Source organism: Agromyces sp. CCNWLW203 (assembly GCF_036576125.1).
Taxonomy (GTDB): Bacteria; Actinomycetota; Actinomycetes; order Actinomycetales; family Microbacteriaceae; genus Agromyces.
This window is the reverse complement of sequence record NZ_JAZHYX010000007.1, coordinates 238,381-254,226: the sequence shown is the minus strand read 5'-3', so window position 1 is coordinate 254,226 and position 15,846 is coordinate 238,381. Positions and strand designations below refer to the sequence as shown.

The 15,846-nt window shown below is 70.3% G+C and carries 10 protein-coding genes and 1 tRNA gene; 2 read left to right on the top strand and 9 right to left on the bottom strand.

Annotation, left to right across the window (positions count from 1 at the left end):
• Positions 1-297: 297 nt before the first annotated feature.
• The 6 genes from VPH61_RS16615 to VPH61_RS16590 all read right to left on the bottom strand — a co-directional run bounded on the left by VPH61_RS16615 (position 298) and on the right by VPH61_RS16590 (position 11,293).
• On the bottom strand, positions 298-5,529 hold the full coding sequence (locus VPH61_RS16615) for an Ig-like domain-containing protein (RefSeq protein WP_332064619.1): 5,232 nt from the start codon (positions 5,527-5,529) through the stop codon (positions 298-300).
• Positions 5,526-6,218, bottom strand: a complete 693-nt coding sequence (locus tag VPH61_RS16610) for a hypothetical protein (RefSeq protein WP_332064618.1) — start codon at positions 6,216-6,218, stop codon at positions 5,526-5,528. The genes VPH61_RS16615 and VPH61_RS16610 overlap by 4 nt, the downstream gene beginning before the upstream one ends.
• Positions 6,215-7,921: a serine/threonine-protein kinase gene (locus tag VPH61_RS16605; RefSeq protein WP_332064617.1), complete on the bottom strand. Its 1,707-nt coding sequence runs from the start codon at positions 7,919-7,921 to the stop codon at positions 6,215-6,217. The genes VPH61_RS16610 and VPH61_RS16605 overlap by 4 nt, the downstream gene beginning before the upstream one ends.
• Positions 7,921-9,264 carry an FHA domain-containing protein gene (locus VPH61_RS16600; protein WP_332064616.1) on the bottom strand — a complete coding sequence of 448 codons (1,344 nt, stop codon included), beginning with the start codon at positions 9,262-9,264 and terminating at the stop codon, positions 7,921-7,923. Before VPH61_RS16600 ends, VPH61_RS16605 begins: the two co-directional genes overlap by 1 nt.
• Entirely contained in the window at positions 9,245-10,138 is an 894-nt protein-coding gene (locus tag VPH61_RS16595) for a PP2C family protein-serine/threonine phosphatase (RefSeq protein WP_332064615.1), read from the bottom strand. Before VPH61_RS16595 ends, VPH61_RS16600 begins: the two co-directional genes overlap by 20 nt.
• Positions 10,139-10,255: 117 nt before the next feature.
• Positions 10,256-11,293: a TerC family protein gene (locus VPH61_RS16590; RefSeq protein WP_332064614.1), complete on the bottom strand. Its 1,038-nt coding sequence runs from the start codon at positions 11,291-11,293 to the stop codon at positions 10,256-10,258.
• A gap of 253 nt (positions 11,294-11,546) precedes the next feature.
• On the opposite strand from VPH61_RS16590, the gene VPH61_RS16585 reads away from it, so the two are divergent.
• The gene (locus tag VPH61_RS16585) at positions 11,547-12,245 is read left to right on the top strand and encodes a TIGR00645 family protein (RefSeq protein WP_332064613.1); all 699 of its coding nucleotides are present in this window, start codon (positions 11,547-11,549) and stop codon (positions 12,243-12,245) included.
• A gap of 155 nt (positions 12,246-12,400) precedes the next feature.
• On the opposite strand, the gene VPH61_RS16580 is transcribed toward VPH61_RS16585, so the two are convergent.
• Both VPH61_RS16580 and VPH61_RS16575 read right to left on the bottom strand, forming a co-directional pair.
• Positions 12,401-12,473: transfer RNA gene (locus VPH61_RS16580), tRNA-Glu, on the bottom strand.
• Positions 12,474-12,571: 98 nt separating this feature from the next.
• Positions 12,572-13,474 carry a diacylglycerol/lipid kinase family protein gene (locus tag VPH61_RS16575; RefSeq protein ID WP_332064612.1) on the bottom strand — a complete coding sequence of 301 codons (903 nt, stop codon included), beginning with the start codon at positions 13,472-13,474 and terminating at the stop codon, positions 12,572-12,574.
• 61 nt (positions 13,475-13,535) lie between these two features.
• Between VPH61_RS16575 and VPH61_RS16570 the strand changes: the two genes are divergently transcribed.
• Positions 13,536-14,171 carry an MBL fold metallo-hydrolase gene (locus tag VPH61_RS16570; RefSeq protein ID WP_332064611.1) on the top strand — a complete coding sequence of 212 codons (636 nt, stop codon included), beginning with the start codon at positions 13,536-13,538 and terminating at the stop codon, positions 14,169-14,171.
• Positions 14,172-14,192: 21 nt separating this feature from the next.
• Here the strand turns inward: VPH61_RS16570 and VPH61_RS16565 are convergent, their stop codons facing one another.
• Positions 14,193-15,668, bottom strand: coding sequence for a serine hydrolase domain-containing protein (locus VPH61_RS16565; protein WP_332064610.1), 1,476 nt, complete (start codon positions 15,666-15,668; stop codon positions 14,193-14,195).
• Positions 15,669-15,846: the final 178 nt, after the last annotated feature.

Genomic DNA, 15,846 nt, shown 5'->3' with positions numbered 1-15,846 from the left:
CCATTCGTGACCCAGACCTCACGCGCCGCGAGATCGACATCGGTGACCGGAAAGCCCTGATGGAGCACCGCGAAGGTCAGCGGAACACCGGCGAGCAAGGTGATCGCGACGGTGGACGCCGCCGCCTTGCGCGTGCGCACCCACGACGTGAAGGTACCCACTCGTCACGCTCCTGCTCTCTTCGACGCTGCATCGGAGCCGAGCCAGATCTCTGCGCCGGCGTAAACGCTAACACGCCGGCCATGAGCGAAGACATGGGGAGGACTCCCCTCATACGAGGTCGCGGAGCCTGCGTGCTCAGGTCCCGCAGTCCTTCACCGACCGACCTCCGCGATCTGTGTCGCGGGCGAGGACGAACCATCCGTTGTACTTGCCGCTCTCCTGCATCATGTAGAAGTAGTCGTCTCCCCAGCGCTGCGATCGGCAGACGGCGTCGATGACGGTGCCGGCCGAGATCATGCCGCCCGGCGGCATCGTGCACCCACGCTCTGCATTCGTCGGGGGCTCCGTATACGTCGATTCGGGTTCCGGGCACGTGCTCTGGGTGACCGTCGTGCCGTTGACCGGAACCCAGGGCGCGATCGGCGTCGCGGTGCCCGACATCGTGCGGGGCCCACATCCCGCGACGTTGCACGCTTGCACGAAGTACCGCGACCCGGTGCCGTTCGCGCCGGTCGCCGACGCGGTGGTTCCGCTCGCAGTGCCCGAGCCGCCCGGCGTGCCCTCGAAGGTCCACTCGTAGCGGGAGATGCCGCGTCCGCCGTTGTCGGTCGGCGCCGCCCAGCTGAGCGAGAGCCGCGCATCGCCGGAGCTCGACGCGACGAGGTTCGCGACCGCGGGTGCGCCCGGCAGGCCGAAGGGCGTTGCCGACGCGCTCGACGGAGAGGCGGCGGAGGTGCCGATGCCGTTCGTCGCCTCGACCTGGAACCGATACGCCGTGCCGTTCGCGAGTCCCGTGATCGTATGGGCGAGCCCCGCAGCATCGGCGGCGAAAACGGCGCTGCCGCCGTTCCACGACAGGCGGTAGCCCGAGATCGGCGAGTTGTTGTCGGGCGGGGCGGACCACCGAACGCTCACCGAGCCGTTCTGCTCGGAGACGATCAGCGGCGCCTTCGGCGCCTCCGGCCGGTCGCGAACCGTCACCATGACCCGGCCTTGCGTCTCCCGCGCGGCATCCTTCGTCGCATCCTGGATGCGGTAGATCACGCTGAGGGTTCCCGTGAACGAGGCGCCGGTGCGCACCGTGATGCCCGTCGACGTGTGCGCCACCGTCGCACTCGACCCGACGTCGGTCTGGTCGATCTCAGCGGCCACGACCCGCAGCGCGGTGCCGGGGAAGGGATTCACGTCGTTGGCGAGCACGTCGAGCGTCTCGGAATCGCTCCGGAGCATCTCGAACGGGCCGTCATCGAGCGCCTGGGGCTTCGCGCGGGTCGACGACACGACCGTGATGTCGACGTACCCCGGCACCGTGAACTCGCCGAGCACCACGTCGAACGAGAGCCGCGTCGCCGTGCCCGTCGCAACGCCCAGCGGTGCGGAGACGGTCAGGATGCCGCCGGCCACCGTCGCCCCGATCTCCGGAGTCGCTCCGCGCAGGTTCGAGTACCCGACCCGCTCGAGCATCGCCGGGTTCGGGTGCGAAGTCGCCGCACGGAGGTCGATCGCGAGCGGCTCCTCGCCCGCCTCGATCGTCTCGGATCGAGGAGTGAACACCGGCGGCGTGTCACCGAACTCGGGATCTCCGACGAAGACCGGGATGGTGAGGAACACGTTCCGGCGATCGCCGGACTTCGCATCGGAGCGGTCGGACACCTCGAAGGTGACCGACGCCTCTCCCCGGTAGTCCCGCTTCGGTACGTACTGCACCGTCTGCTCGTCGACGAAGGCGCTCTCGGCCCAGTTCGTGCTCGTCGCACTCACGGCTCGTACCGGGCGGCCCGACGGGGCGACCACGATGTCCGAGACCTGCCAGGAGATCCGGCCGTTCATGGGCACGACGATGCGGCCGAGGTCGGCGAGGTACGGGTCCGCCGCCTCCTCGCCCGCAGCGGGAACCACGATGAACGCCAGCGCGTCGAGCTCGTCGATCTCGTTCGTCAGCCGGAAGGCGACGGCGAATCGGCGCGAACTCGGCCGCACCTCGATGCTGCCGTTCTCGAGCACCGTGGCACGATCAGCGTTCGGCCCCTCGACCGCCACCGCGAGCTCCTCCACGAGGCCGCCCGGGTTCGTCGCATCGCGCAGGGGGTTCACCCGCACGGCATCGACACCCACGACCTCGGCCGGCTCGATCACCTGGTCGGACGCGGTGGGCGGCATGATCGCGGCGTCCTGCCTGACGACCACCTGCACGAAGGCCGTGTCGGCGCCGCCATGCCCGTTTGAGACCTCGTATCGCAGGGTGAAGGCGCCCTCGCGGTCGGGGGCGGTGACGACCACTCGGCGGCGGTCGCGGATCTCCGCCTCGATGGCATCGTCGACCTGTGGGAGGTCGACGACACTGAGCGGCCGCCCGCTCGGGTCGGAGTCGTTCAGGAGCACCTCGACCGACGCGCGGCCACCCGGTCGCATCTCGATCACGTCGTCGACCGCGTTCGGCGGGGGCGAGGTCTCGGGCGGCGGGATCACCCCGATCCTGATCTCGCCGGTCGTTCGCTCGCCGAGCGCGTCGTGCACCTCGTAGGCGATCGTGTCGGTGCCGCTGGAGCCGTCGAACGCCTCGTACGTGATGGACGTACTCGTCTGGTCGGCGACCCGGCCGAGAACTGCGCCGCCGAGCACCCCGGTGAGCGCGAGCGAGTCGCCGTCGGGATCGAGCCCCTCGAGCGGCACGTCGATCGTCACGGCCGAGCCGGCGAAGGTGCGCGACGTCAGGGGCGGCAGCGCCGGCGCCGTATTGCCGTCGTCGTCGCGAGCGATGACGGTGAAGCCGATGCTCGCGCGAGCAACCTGGTCGAAGTCGTCGGCGATCGTGTAGACGGCCGTGTAGGTGCCCGGCTGCTCGGGAGCCTGGAATCGCACTCGGGATCGGTCGACGAAGGCGACGCCGCCGCCGAGCTCGAGCGAGGTCAGCTCGGGCAGCACCCGCATGACCGCGGAATCGGGGTGGTGGTCGTTGTCGAGCACCGCCACCGTCGCGATGTCGCCCGCGCGCACCTTCGCGACGTCGGCGATCGCGACGGGCGGTTGGTGCTTCACGAGCGGCGGCACGGGGACGATGGTCACCGTGGCACTCGACGCCCCGCTGCCGTCGGAGACGGTGTAGGTCAGTTGCAACTGGCGATCGAGCGCCTCGGCGGCGGTGATCCGCAGGGCGGTGTTCGTCAGCACCTCGACCGAGACGAGGTCGTCGATCTCGCCGGCGTCGACGGACTGCACCGCGAGCACGCGGCCCGACGGCGAGACGTCGTTGGCCAGCACCGGCACCGTGGCCGGCTCGCCGGGGCGCAGGTATGCGGTGTCGACGACAGCGATGGGCGGAGGGACCGCATCCGGCTGCGGGACGATGCGCACGCGCATGAGGCCGACGCTGACGGATGACGCGGCGCCGAGGTCGTACAACAGGGTGAAGTCGCCCGGTTCGGGCGCGGAGAAGGCGATGGTGCCGCGCTCGAGATCGGGCGTCGCCGTGAGTCCGCCCGGAATCTCCGCGACGCCGAGGAGGGCGAGCGGCGCACCCGACGGGCTGAGGTCGTTCGCCAGGGGCTCGAGCATCACGGTCTCACCGGCGAAGCCCTGCACGAGGTCGGGCGTGCCCACCGGGTTGAGGGCGCCGACGGCCTGCACGTCGACCGTCAACGTGCCGGTGGCGGACGTCTGCCCGTCCGAAACCGTGTACGCGACCTCCTTCAGCCCGAGTTCGCCGCCCCGATGCTCGAAGGTGAGGTGCCCGTCGGGGCTGAACTGCACGGCGTCCCCGCCTGTCGGCGATGCGTTCACGAGGAACACGTCGTCGCCGTCGGGATCAGTCCAGTCGGCCAGGACGTTGTAGCCGATCTGCTGCCCCTGCTCGACGGCGACCGCCGCCTCGCGCGAGGCAGCCGGGGCCGCGTTCTCAGCGGCGGGAACGATCCGCACGTCAACCGCGGCCTCAGCGGCACCGGCGCGGCCGTCGTCGACGGCGTAGCGGAACGACACGGTGCCGGCCGCACCTTCGGCCGGCGTGAACTGGAGGGCGCGACCGTCGTCGATCACCTCGAGCCTGCCGAGTGACGCCGCGACCTCGGAGACCGATCCGATCGTGAGCACGTCGCCGTCGGGGTCGGTGTCGTTCTCGAGCACCTCCAGCAGCGTCGTGCGATCCGGTCGCACGCCGAGTTCGTCGTCGCGAGCGGTCGGCGGGCGATTGGACTCGGTGCGCTCCGCGAGTGTGTCCTCGAACACCTGCTGGGCGCTCTTCTCGTCGCCCTCCAGTTCGTCGGACTCCTCGGGCGGAGTGACCTCCTCCCAGTTGTCCACGAGACGCAGGTTCGCATCGACGAGCCACGAGTTGCCCGAGTTCAGGTCGTTCAGCGCGACCACGTCACGATTCACCCGGAACTCGAGGCGAGCGCCGACGGTCGAGGGCTCGATCCGCGACTGCTGCGACTCGGCGGCTTCGCACCGGGAGAGGTACGACGCGGAGTCCGCCCACGCCGCATGCACGCAGCCCTCGACGAACACCGGTGCGGCGACCTCCTCGGGGGAGTCGGCCGGTGCCGACTCCGCGGCATCCGCTTCGATCTCCGACACCGTGCCGCCGCCCAGCGGCACGGCGTACAGCGAAGCGGCGCCGGCGACGTACGCGAGATCGTGCGCGGGCCCGGACTGCTGCAGTCGGAGCCCGTCGCCGGGCAGCTCGATCTCTCGTCCGTCGACGAGCAGCACGTCACGATCGGTGTCGAGCACGACGGCGTCCTCGCCGATGACCGCGAGCTGATGCGATCCGATGTCGGGCAGTTGCGTCGTGAGCGGTGCACCGCCGTCGCCGTCGAGGCGGTGCAGTTCGTGCGCGTCCGGATCCGTCACGAACGCGGTGCCGTCTGCTCCGACCGCGACCTCTGCGTCGGCGCCGACCTCGAGCGCGGGCTTCGCCCCGGCGGCGTCGAACGACAGTTCACCGCCGGCAGGGATCGTCCACAGCTCGCCGCGAGGTGACAGCACGGCGAGCACCTCTCCCCCGAACGCCACGCGCGAACCGATCGGCACGTCGACGCGCCGCGTCAGGGTGGTGAAGGCGGGGTCGATGCGCTCGATCGAGCCCGCGTCGCGATCGTAGATGAACACGTCCTCGCCGTCTTGGAGCACGTCGGCGCTGTTCGACTGCGTGGCCACGGCCGCGTCGAGCTCCTCGATCTGGCGGTTGAGCCGGCCCGCGAGCAGTTCCTCGCCGTTGGTCACCCAAACCTCGCGCGCACGCAGATCGGGGTCGGTGACGGGGAATCCCCGATGCATGGCCGCGACCGTGACCCCGCTCACCGCCATCAGCGTCAGCACGACGGCGGACGCGAGCCCCCTTCGACCGCGGATCGAGGCGACGAGGCTCACTCGGTCGCCGCGTCGAGCAGTGCCAGATCGTCGATGCTCACGAGGCGGGTCGCGACCGCGTACTCGACGAGCCGCGCACGACGGTTGGTGGCGAGCTTGCCGCGACCGCCGCGCAGACCGTCGACGCCGATCCGGTCGAGCTTCTCGCAGACGTTGTCGAGCTTGCGGTTGAAGGTCGTCATGCTCCAGCCGAGACGGGCTGCCGCTTCGGCCGAGCTCGGCACGAGTGCTCGCCCGCCGGCCGGCTGCGCGAGCACGTTCTCGGCCAGCGAGACGACGAGCAGGCGCTGGCTCGAGGTGAGCGTCACGGGCAGGATCGTGGTGCCGCCGTCGGTCGGAGCCGCGGTCAGCGAGGTGTTGTAGAAGTCCTCCTCGGCATGCACCGTGAAGTCGTAGGTCGTCGCGCCGGCGCTGAACATCACGTGCACGGTCTGGAATACGAGCGGAATCTTCGCACCCGGCGCGAGCCAGGCCTGCACGCTGCCCGTCGCATCGGAGATCGTGGCCGAGAGGATCTGGCCGACGTTGGAGAGCCACCACAGGCCGAACTCCGACGACAGGGTGAGGAACGTGCGGTGCAGGTAGGGGTTGTCATCGATCGTGAGGTCGGACTCGCGGCCGATCGTGAACGGCTCGCCCACCTCGACGGTGTACGACTCGCCGCAGTACTCGACCCGGAGCGGCCTCACGGCGTGCACCCCATCTTGGGCTCGGAGACCTTGCTGCCGCGTTGCACCTGCACGTCGATGCAGGTGCGGGTGCCGGGCGACGTGCCTTCGACGACGATGGTGGGACCGACGGCGACCTGTGGGTCGCCGGAACCGTCGGACAGCGTCCACCGGTACTTGTCGCCGTCTTCGGCGTCGGTGTGGGACACCTCGAAGGTGACGCTCGACCCGTCGGCACTCGCGACGCCGGTGGAGACCACGGGGGTCGGCACGGCCCCCGCGACGACGGCGTTCTCGCCGCCCGGCTTCGCGGTCTCGACGGCCGGCGGCCGGCCCACCGTGCCCGACATCGCGATCGCGATGCCGATCATGGCGACGACGACGACGCCGGCGACGATGCCGATGACGAGGCCCACTCGACTTCGGCGCGGCGGCGCCGATGCCCCCGGTGCGGGAGCCTGAACCCCGACCGGCGAACGGGGAGCGCCGAGTGGCGGTATCGGGCGCACGATCGTCGAGTCCGGAGCGAGCATCGGCTGCGAGGGCGCGGCGACGGAGCCGGGAGCGCGGACGATGGTGGCGTCCGAGAGGTCGAGTTCTGCCGGAGTGCGCGGCACCGTACCGGCCCCGACCGCTCCGACGACCGCAGCGGCCGGAGCCTGCGCCTGGATCTGCTGCGGTGTACGGGCCCGGGTGGCGTCGTCGTCGCTCGGCACCACGCGGGGCGCCTGCGCGTCGACCGTGCGGACCGAGCGCGCCCGGGTGGCGTCGTCGTCGTCGGGTTCGCTCTCGTCACGCGCGCTCGCGAGGTTCGGCACCTCGATGTTCGTGGCTGCGTAGCCGAGTTCGAGCTCCACCCGCTGCAGTGCGCGGGCGAACTCGACGGCGCTCGGGTAGCGATCCTCGCGCCGACTGGCCATACCCTTCGCGAGCACCGCGACGAGGCTGCGCGGCACATCGGGGCGGTCCATCGGCGTGATCGCGCCTCGTTCGATGCGTCCGATGAGATCGAGCGAGCCGTTCGACCGTCCGGGGATCTCGAACGGGGTGCGCCCCGCGATCAGCGTGTGCACCGTCGCCGCGAGCGAGAACACGTCGCTGCGCGTGTCGGGGCGGGGATCGTCTTCGAACATCTCGGGCGGGGACCACGGCACGCTCATGCCGACCGCGGACGGGCCGGAGGCGGTGCCGGAGGCGAGGTCGCTCGCCGTCACCGTGTGCACGGGCAGCTCGCCCTCGAGGTTCGACGAGATGCCGAAGTCGGTGAGCGCCGGCCAGCCGTAGTCGTTCGTGAGCACGTTCGCCGGCTTGATGTCCCGGTGCAGGATGCCGGCCGCGTGAGCCGTCGCGATCGCGCCGGCGAGCCGCACCCCGGTGCGCAGCGCGTCTTCGATCGAGAACGGCTGGCGCTTGTAGCGCTCGGCGAGGCTCGGGCCGGAGCAGTACTCCATCACGAAGTACGGGCGGCCGTCGGCCGAGACGTCGGCGTGGAAGATCGTGACGATGAAGGGATGGGCCGAAAGCTGCGCCATCAGGTTCGCCTCCGCGACGAACTGCGCCTTGGTGTCGCGCCCGAGCCCCTCGGCGAGCAGCACCTTCACCGCGACCTTGCGTCGCGGAAGCTTCTGCTCGTACAGGAAGACGTCGGCGAACCCGCCGGACCCGAGCAGCCCGTGGGCCGAATAGCCGGGCAACTCCGGCGGAATCGACGGGGCGCGGCGCATCAGCCGCCCACCACCTGGATGGTCCAGCCGCCGCCGAGGTCGACCACGGTGCCGGTGAGCACGGGGGTCGGCTCGCCCGACCGCAGCTTCACGGGCGCCTTGCCGGGCGCCACGACGTGCGTGCCGTTGCGCGAGTGCAGGTCGGTGATGACGACCGTGTCGCCCTCGAGAGCGAGTCGCACGTGGCTTCTCGAGATGTCGGGGTCGCCGAGCCCGATCGTGATGAGCCTCGGGATGCGCCCGCCCGACACCTTGCTCACGCTCGGAGCGCGGCCGAGCACGACCTCGTGGCCGATCGCTTCGAGGGTGCCGTCGGGCATCCTGATGCTCGCCTGGGTGGCGGCCGTCGACACCGGCGCGACCGTCGCCATCGGTGCCACCGTGTCGGCAGATGCAACCCCGTCGGGTGCATCACCCGAAGCGCGTGCGGCGCGCTGTTCGCGGAGCCGCTTGATGTCGATGCTCGCGACGGTCATCCCGTCGTGGTCGCCGTCGACGGGAGCGGGCGGAGCCGCCGATGGAGCGGCGGGCGGAGCGGGGGGAAGCCCGTTCGTGAAGGCGGAGGAGGGGCCGGCGATCGTCTCCTCGTCGGGCACCATCGTGAGCTCGACCGGTGCCGTGACTCGCGTCAGCGGGGGCGTGGCCGGAGCCGGCGCAGCGGGAGCCACGGGAGCAGCAGCGGCCGGAGCCGGAGGAGCCGGGGCCGGAGCCGGCGGAGCCGGAGCAGCCGGGGCCGGCGCGGCCGGAGCCGGAGCAGCGGCCGCAGGCTTCGCGCGCTTCGCAGCCGGGCCCGGAGCGGCGTCAGCAGCCGGCGCCTCGGGTGCCGGCGCAGCGCCGGTCGCAGCTTCGGAGCGCACGGGCGCGACCGGCTCGATACCGTCGGAGACGATGGAGCGCACGGGCGCGACCGGCTCGATACCGTCGGAGACGATGGAGCGCAGCGGCACGACGGCTTCGACGACGGGCAACTCGGGCGCGGAGGCATCCGCACCGCCGTCGACGACGACCTCGATCGCCGAGCCGCCGTCGAGCACGCGCTCGACCCAGGTCGACACGCCGGCGTCATGGATCTCGTCGGCTGCCGAGCGCACGCTGATGGGGCCGCGCACGACCACCCGTGCAGTGCCGGCCGCCTCGTCGCGCACCACGAGCGCGAAGGAGGGGGTCGCCGCGAGCCCCTGCGCGGTGAGCCGATCGAGCACGAGCGAAGTCGGGTCGCCGGTGCCGAGTTCGGGCCAGAGCGCGGCGAGCCGGTCGACCGCCTCGACGGGGACCACGAGGATCACTCCGCCGCGAACGGCTGCGAACCACGCAGCCTCTGAATCATGCCGGTACGTCGCCATCTCCGCCTCCCCCGGTACGCGGCCGTGTGTCCTCGGCCGCCCTCGACAGTCGTCCGCGCCGATCGCGCGTCGTCTCATCATCGTCATCGTCGGATCCGAGCACGGACTCGACGACGATCGCCGTCACATTGTCGCGGCCGCCGTGCGAGAGCGCGAGGTCGACCAGTTCGCCGGCCAACCCCGCCGCGTGCCCGGTGTCGCCCGCGAGGACGTGCGCGATCGTGCGATCGTCGACCTCCTTGGTGAGGCCGTCGCTGCAGACGAGGAACACCTGACGGCCCGCGGCAGGAATCAGCCAGACGTCGGGGTCCACGAACTCGTCGGCGCCGAGCGCTCGCGTGATGACGTTTCGTTCAGGGTGCCGCTCCGCCTCTTCGGGCTGGATCAGGCCGGCGTCGACGAGCTCCTGCACTGCGGAGTGGTCGACGCTCAACTGCTCGAGGGTGCGGCCGTCCCAGGCGTAGACGCGCGAGTCGCCGATGTTGAACACCATCCAGTGGAAGCCGGCACCGTCGCCGGCATCGACGAGGGCGATGCCCGACAGTGTCGTTCCCGCGACCGCGGTGCCTTCTTCTCCGGCCTCGCTCAGCGAACGCACGGCCTCGTTCGAGCTGTGGATCGCGTCGAGGACCTGCTCGGGCGACGACGGCACACCGAACTCGAGATGCCGGGAGAACGTCTCGACGACGGCCTGGCTGGCCGCATCGCCGCGGGCGTGGCCGCCCATGCCGTCGGCCACCAGATAGACGGGTGCCTCCGCGAGGAACGAGTCCTCGTTCACGCTGCGGACACGGCCCACGTCGGTTCGCGCGCTGTGCGCGATGAGCGCGGCTCCTCGCGTCAGGGCGACGACGCCCTCGCCATCACCTGACACGGTTCTCCTCGGATCGAGCGGAAGGGTGGCTGCCGCGACGGTGCGTCCGGCGCCGAGCCTCCACGCTAGCAACTCTCAGGGGGTGCTGATGACCCCTGTGGACACGACACGGCCGACTCAGCGACCGTCGGTGTGCGAGTCCTCTGTGAAGTGCGGCACCTCGTCCATGAGCTTGTGCCCGCGCGACTTCGCGTCGTGCCGGGCCTTCAGGAGGCTCGCCACGGTCGCGACCGCCATCGCCGCGAGGATCACTCCGAGCGACATCCACGTGGAGATCTCGGGCGCCCACTCGATGTGCTCGCCCCCGTTGATGAACGGCAGTTCGTTCACGTGCATGGCGTGGAAGACGAGCTTGACGCCGATGAACGCGAGGATGAACGCGATGCCGTACTTGAGGTACTCGAGGCGCTCGAGGAGGCCGCCGAGCAGGAAGTAGAGCTGGCGCAGGCCCATGAGCGCGAACACGTTCGCGGTGAAGACGATGAACGGACTCTGCGTGATGCCGAAGATCGCCGGGATCGAGTCGAGGGCGAAGAGCAGGTCGGTCGTGCCGATCGCGATGAAGACGATGAGCATCGGCGTGAAGAAGCGCTTGCCGTCGATGACCGTGCGGAGCTTGACGCCGTCGTACTCGTCGGTGATCGAGACCCGGCGGCGAAGGATCCGCACGATGAACGTGTCTTTCTCGTCGTCGTCGTCGTGGCCGCGCACCTGCTGGATCGCGGTCCACACGAGCCACGCGCCGAAGATGTAGAAGATCCACGAGAAGTTCTCGATGAGCGAGGCGCCGAGCAGGATGAAGATGCCGCGAAGCACGAGCGCGATGATGATGCCCACCATGAGCACCTCCTGCTGCAGCTTCCTCGGCACCGCGAACTTCGCCATGATGATGACGAACACGAAGAGGTTGTCGATCGACAGGCTGTACTCCGTCAGCCAGCCCGCGAGGAACTGGCCGGCGTACTCGCCGCCGGCGAACGCGTACATGAGGCCCGCGAAGACGAGCGCGAGCGCGACGTAGAAGACGACCCAGAGGGTCGACTCCTTCATCGACGGCACGTGCGGCCGCTTCAGGACGAGCAGCAGGTCGGCGACGAGGATCAGCGTCAGGACGACGAGGGATCCGATTTCGAACCAGATGGGGAGTTCGAGCAACGTGGTGCCTTTCGGAGTTTGCGGGGACGACGGAATCCGAAAGTCTCTCCCCCTGCCGATTCGCAGGTCCCACGCCCGGAGCGGCGGCTACGGCGCTCGTACTGACGATCGTGGGTCGAGGCCTGGCCCCGCGGGATACTCCCCTTCGCTCTGGCGAGTCTAGCCGAGACCGGGCAGTACCCACGCGCTTCACGCACAGCTTCGCGTTCGACGCGCGCCAATAGAATCAGGGTCCCCACGAGAAGGAGTGCCAGTGAGCTCGATCCCGCCCGCCCGCCAGTACCGCACGACCCCGGGCTCCGCCCTCGTCGGCTACGCGATCTTCGCGAGCCGCTGGTTGCAGGCGCCCCTCTACCTCGGGCTCATCCTCGCCCAGGCGATCTACGTCGTCGTCTTCATGATCGAGCTCTGGCACCTCGCCGAGGGCGTCATCGCACACCCCGAGAAGATCGACGAGGCGGACATCATGCTCGCCGTGCTCGGTCTGATCGACGTCGTGATGATCGCGAACCTGCTCATCATGGTGATCATCGGCGGCTACGAGACCTTCGTCTCGCGCATCAACGTCGACGGCCACCCCGACCAGCCCGAGTGGCTGAGCCACGTGAACGCCAACGTGCTGAAGGTCAAGCTCGCGATGGCGATCATCGGCATCTCGTCGATCCACCTGCTGAAGACCTTCATCGAGGTCGGCGACATGACGAACGGCCTGGCAAAGGGCACCGAGACCGGCCAGAGCTACAGCTCCGAGGGCGTCATGTGGCAGGTCGTCATCCACTCGGTGTTCATCCTGTCGGCCCTCGCCCTCGCCCTGATCGACCGCATGTCGTACCACAAGGTCGCCCCGCACGAGGTGCACGACGGCGTTCCCGTCGCCTACCCCGATGCCCAGCCCGGGCTCGGTACGGCGAACCCGGCCTCCGAACCGGTCGAGTCCGGCTCGCGCCACTGAGACGAGGTCGGGGCACGGCATCGAGCGGATGCCGCGCCCCGACGCGTCTCGTCTTCGAGCTGTCGCGACCGGCGCGCGACGACACCGCCCGAAACGCAGAAAAGCCCTCGCGAATGCGAGGGCTATTCCACCTGTGTTGTCGCATGTCACATACGTGACCCCAGCGGGATTTGAACCCGCGCTGCCGCCGTGAGAGGGCGGTGTCCTAGGCCGCTAAACGATGGGGCCGAATCGACAACTTGAAGAGTATGACACAGCAACGGGGCCGCCGCAAAATCGAGGCCGCCGCGGCATCCGTTCGCCTGACTTCGCGCGCCGAGGCCCGCTCAGCGGAACACCGAGAGCGCTCCCGGCACGATCTCGACGTCGACCGGCAACTGGCCGATGCGCTCGCCGTCGGCGTAGGCGACGATGTCGTCGGCCTCGATGCGCACGTTGCGCCCGGTGAGGAACTCGACCGCGGGATGGTCGGTGTGCCGCCCCGCGAACACCTTCGGGAAGACGCCGACGAGTCGCGCCCGCGAGAGGGGGTGCACGATGAAGACATCGAGCAGCCCGTCGGCGAGGTCGGCGTGCGGCACGATGCGCATGCCGCCGCCGATCGACGAGTTGTTGGCCACCGAGACGAGCATCGCCCGCTGCTCGCGGCGCACGCCGTCGATCGTGATCGTATAGCTGCGCGGGCGGAAGGTGACGAGTTCGCGCACCATCGCGAGCGTGTATCGGCTGGGTCCTTTGGGTCGGGTCATCCCGTTCGCGCGTTCGTTCACGACGGCGTCGAACCCCGCCGAGACGACCGACGCGAACCAGGTGCGCAGTTCGCCGTGCCGGATGAGCCCAGCGTCGATCACGCGGGGCGGTCGCCGGAGCGCGTCGACGAGCGCGTCCGTTGCGGCGTCGGGGTCGTCGACGGGCAACCCGAGGCCGCGCGCGAGGTCGTTGCCCGTGCCGGCGGCGACGATACCGAGCGGCACGCCCGTGCCGGCGAGCAGGTTGACGCCGAGCGAGACCATGCCGTCGCCGCCGACGACGACGAGGCCGTCGGTGCCGAGTGAGAACGCCGACTCGACCTCACGCCGCAGCAGCTCGAAATTGGCCTCGCGCAGCACGGACACCTCGTACCCCTCGCTCATGAGGCGCTGAGCGACCGCCGGGCCGACGGCGCGAGTGCGGCCGAACGAGGCGGCGGGGTTGATCGCGACGAGAAGGCGGCGAGGGGCACTGGGCATGGGGCGATTCTGGCAGGCCGCGGCCTTGCGCACCGACGAGGCGGAGGTGTTGGCTCGAAGCATGCGCCTCACGAAACTCGAACACGCCGCGCTCGTCATCGAGGACTCCGGCGACAAGCTCTACGTCGATCCCGGCAAGTTCACGACGCCCATCACCGAGTCGCCGGGTGCCGTGGCCGTCGTGATCACGCACCGGCACGACGATCACTGGACCCCCGAGCAGCTGCATCGCATCGGCGAGGCGAACCCCGAGGTGCGCTTCTTCGGGCCCGCCGGCGTCGCCGCAGCTGCCGCCGACTTCCCGGTCGAGACGGTCGAGGCGGGCGACGCCGTCGAGATCGGCCCGTTCCGCCTGCGGTTCTTCGGCGGGGTGCACGCGGTGATCCACCCCTCGATCCCGGTGATCGACAACCTCGGCGTGCTCGTGAACGACGCGCTCTACTACGGCGGCGACTCGTTCACGGTGCCGGGCGTGCCCGTCGAGGTGCTCGCCGCGCCCGCCGGAGCGCCTTGGATGAAGATCAGCGAGGCCATGGACTACGTCGTCGAGGTGGCGCCCCGACGGGCGTTCCCGACGCACGAGATGGTGCTCTCGCGCGCCGGCAAGGCGCTGTCGAACGCTCGCCTCGCCTGGGCGACCGAGCAGGGCGGCGGCGAATACCTGCCGCTCGAGCCGGGCGACACCCTCGATTTCTGAAGGTGCACCGCGACGCGGCCCTCAGGCGCCGGATGCCTCGGGGCCGTCCACCTTGACGATGAACGTCTGTGCGCGAGTCGCCGCGAGCGGCGTCATCCGCATCTCGACGCGAAGCCGGCCCGTGGCCCCCGGCAGGAACCAGACGAGGTGGTCGGGCGAATCGCACTCAGCATCGACCGGCGTGCCGCTCGCGGCCGTGCGCCCGCCGACCTCGGCCCAGGCTGCCTCGATCGCGGCCCGGCGTTCGTTGTACGGCACGTCGAGGCCCACGTTCGATGCGAGCACGGCGGATGCCGCGGCATCCGACCACTCGTTCACGAGCGCGCTGAGGGCGACGGACGCTTCGAGGGTCTCGGGCCATGGGGTCGGCGGCGGCGTGACCGCGCCCTGCCGATCGGCCGCGTCGAGCACCAACGCCAGCGCCGCCTCCGCCCCCTGCGACACGCGAGCATACGTCGCGTTCTCGAAGGCCACGACGCCGAGGCCGGATGCCGCGTGCCACCGCATGTGCGCGCTGAAGCCCGGATACCCGCCCGAATGCGAGACGATCGCGCCGAACCGGTCATGGAACTCGACGAAGAGGCCGAAACCGTAGCCGAAGACGACCGGTGCCGGCGCGCTCGTCGCACCCGGCACCGCCGGCGGCGTGTGCCGCTTCGGAGCGACGCGCATGAGCTGCTGCATCTCGCGGCGGCTGGCCGCACTGAGCGGGCCTCGCTCGGCGCCCGTCGACGCCTCAGCCAGCCAGCTCCCCCACGCCGCGAGGCTCGACGCCGAGGCGAAGAGCCCGCCGATCGCCGAGAAGACCCCGGGGCCGGTGAACGGGAGCTCGAGCCATCCGTCGCCCTCGGCCCGGCGATAGCCCGTTGCGAGTGGTACTGCGGCGTCGGCGGGTCGCTCGAATCGCACATCGAGCCCGAGCGGCTCGACGAGCTCGCGCACCACGAAGTCGGGGAATGCCATGCCAGAGACCCGCTCGACGATCTGGCCGAGCACCGCGTAGCCGAGGTTGGAGTATTCGAAGGCCGTGCCCGGAACCGTGGCGCAGCGGATGCCCTCGGCCAGCGTGGCACTGAACTCCTCGCGCGTCATCGACTCCTCGCGATCTGCCCACGGATCGTCGGTGGGCAGGCCGCCCGACATGGTCAGGAGCATGCGCACGGTCGGATCGACGTCGAGGCCGCCAGGGATCTCGGGATCGAACTCGGGCACGAACGAGACTGCCGCGGCGTCGAGGTCGAGCAGTCCGCGATCGCGCAGCAGCAGCACGGCCGCCGCGGTGAAGCTCTTCGTGCAGCTCGCGATGCGGAACAGCGTGTCGGGGCCGGGTGCCGGCGCCGGTGTCGCGTGGTGCACGGCGGCGACGCCGACGCCGCCGCTCGCGACGATGCCGTTGCGGTCGAAGACCGCCCAGCTCCCTCCCGGAGCCGTTCCCGCTGCGATGCGCTCGGCGAAGACGGTCTCGACGGCCTGCAGGGTGTCGGCGGCGACGGTCATGGTGCTCCTTCGTGCGGCGCCCACCGGCGGGGGCCGCAACCAGCGTACAAGTCGGAGGTTTCGCACGAGATCTCGGTGGGCCCCTGTCGCACTCCGACAACGCCGCACCGCGTTCGGTGCGCATCCGTTGGCGATTCGCACACAACTTCACGGGCACACGTTGACGAAACCTCAGCCG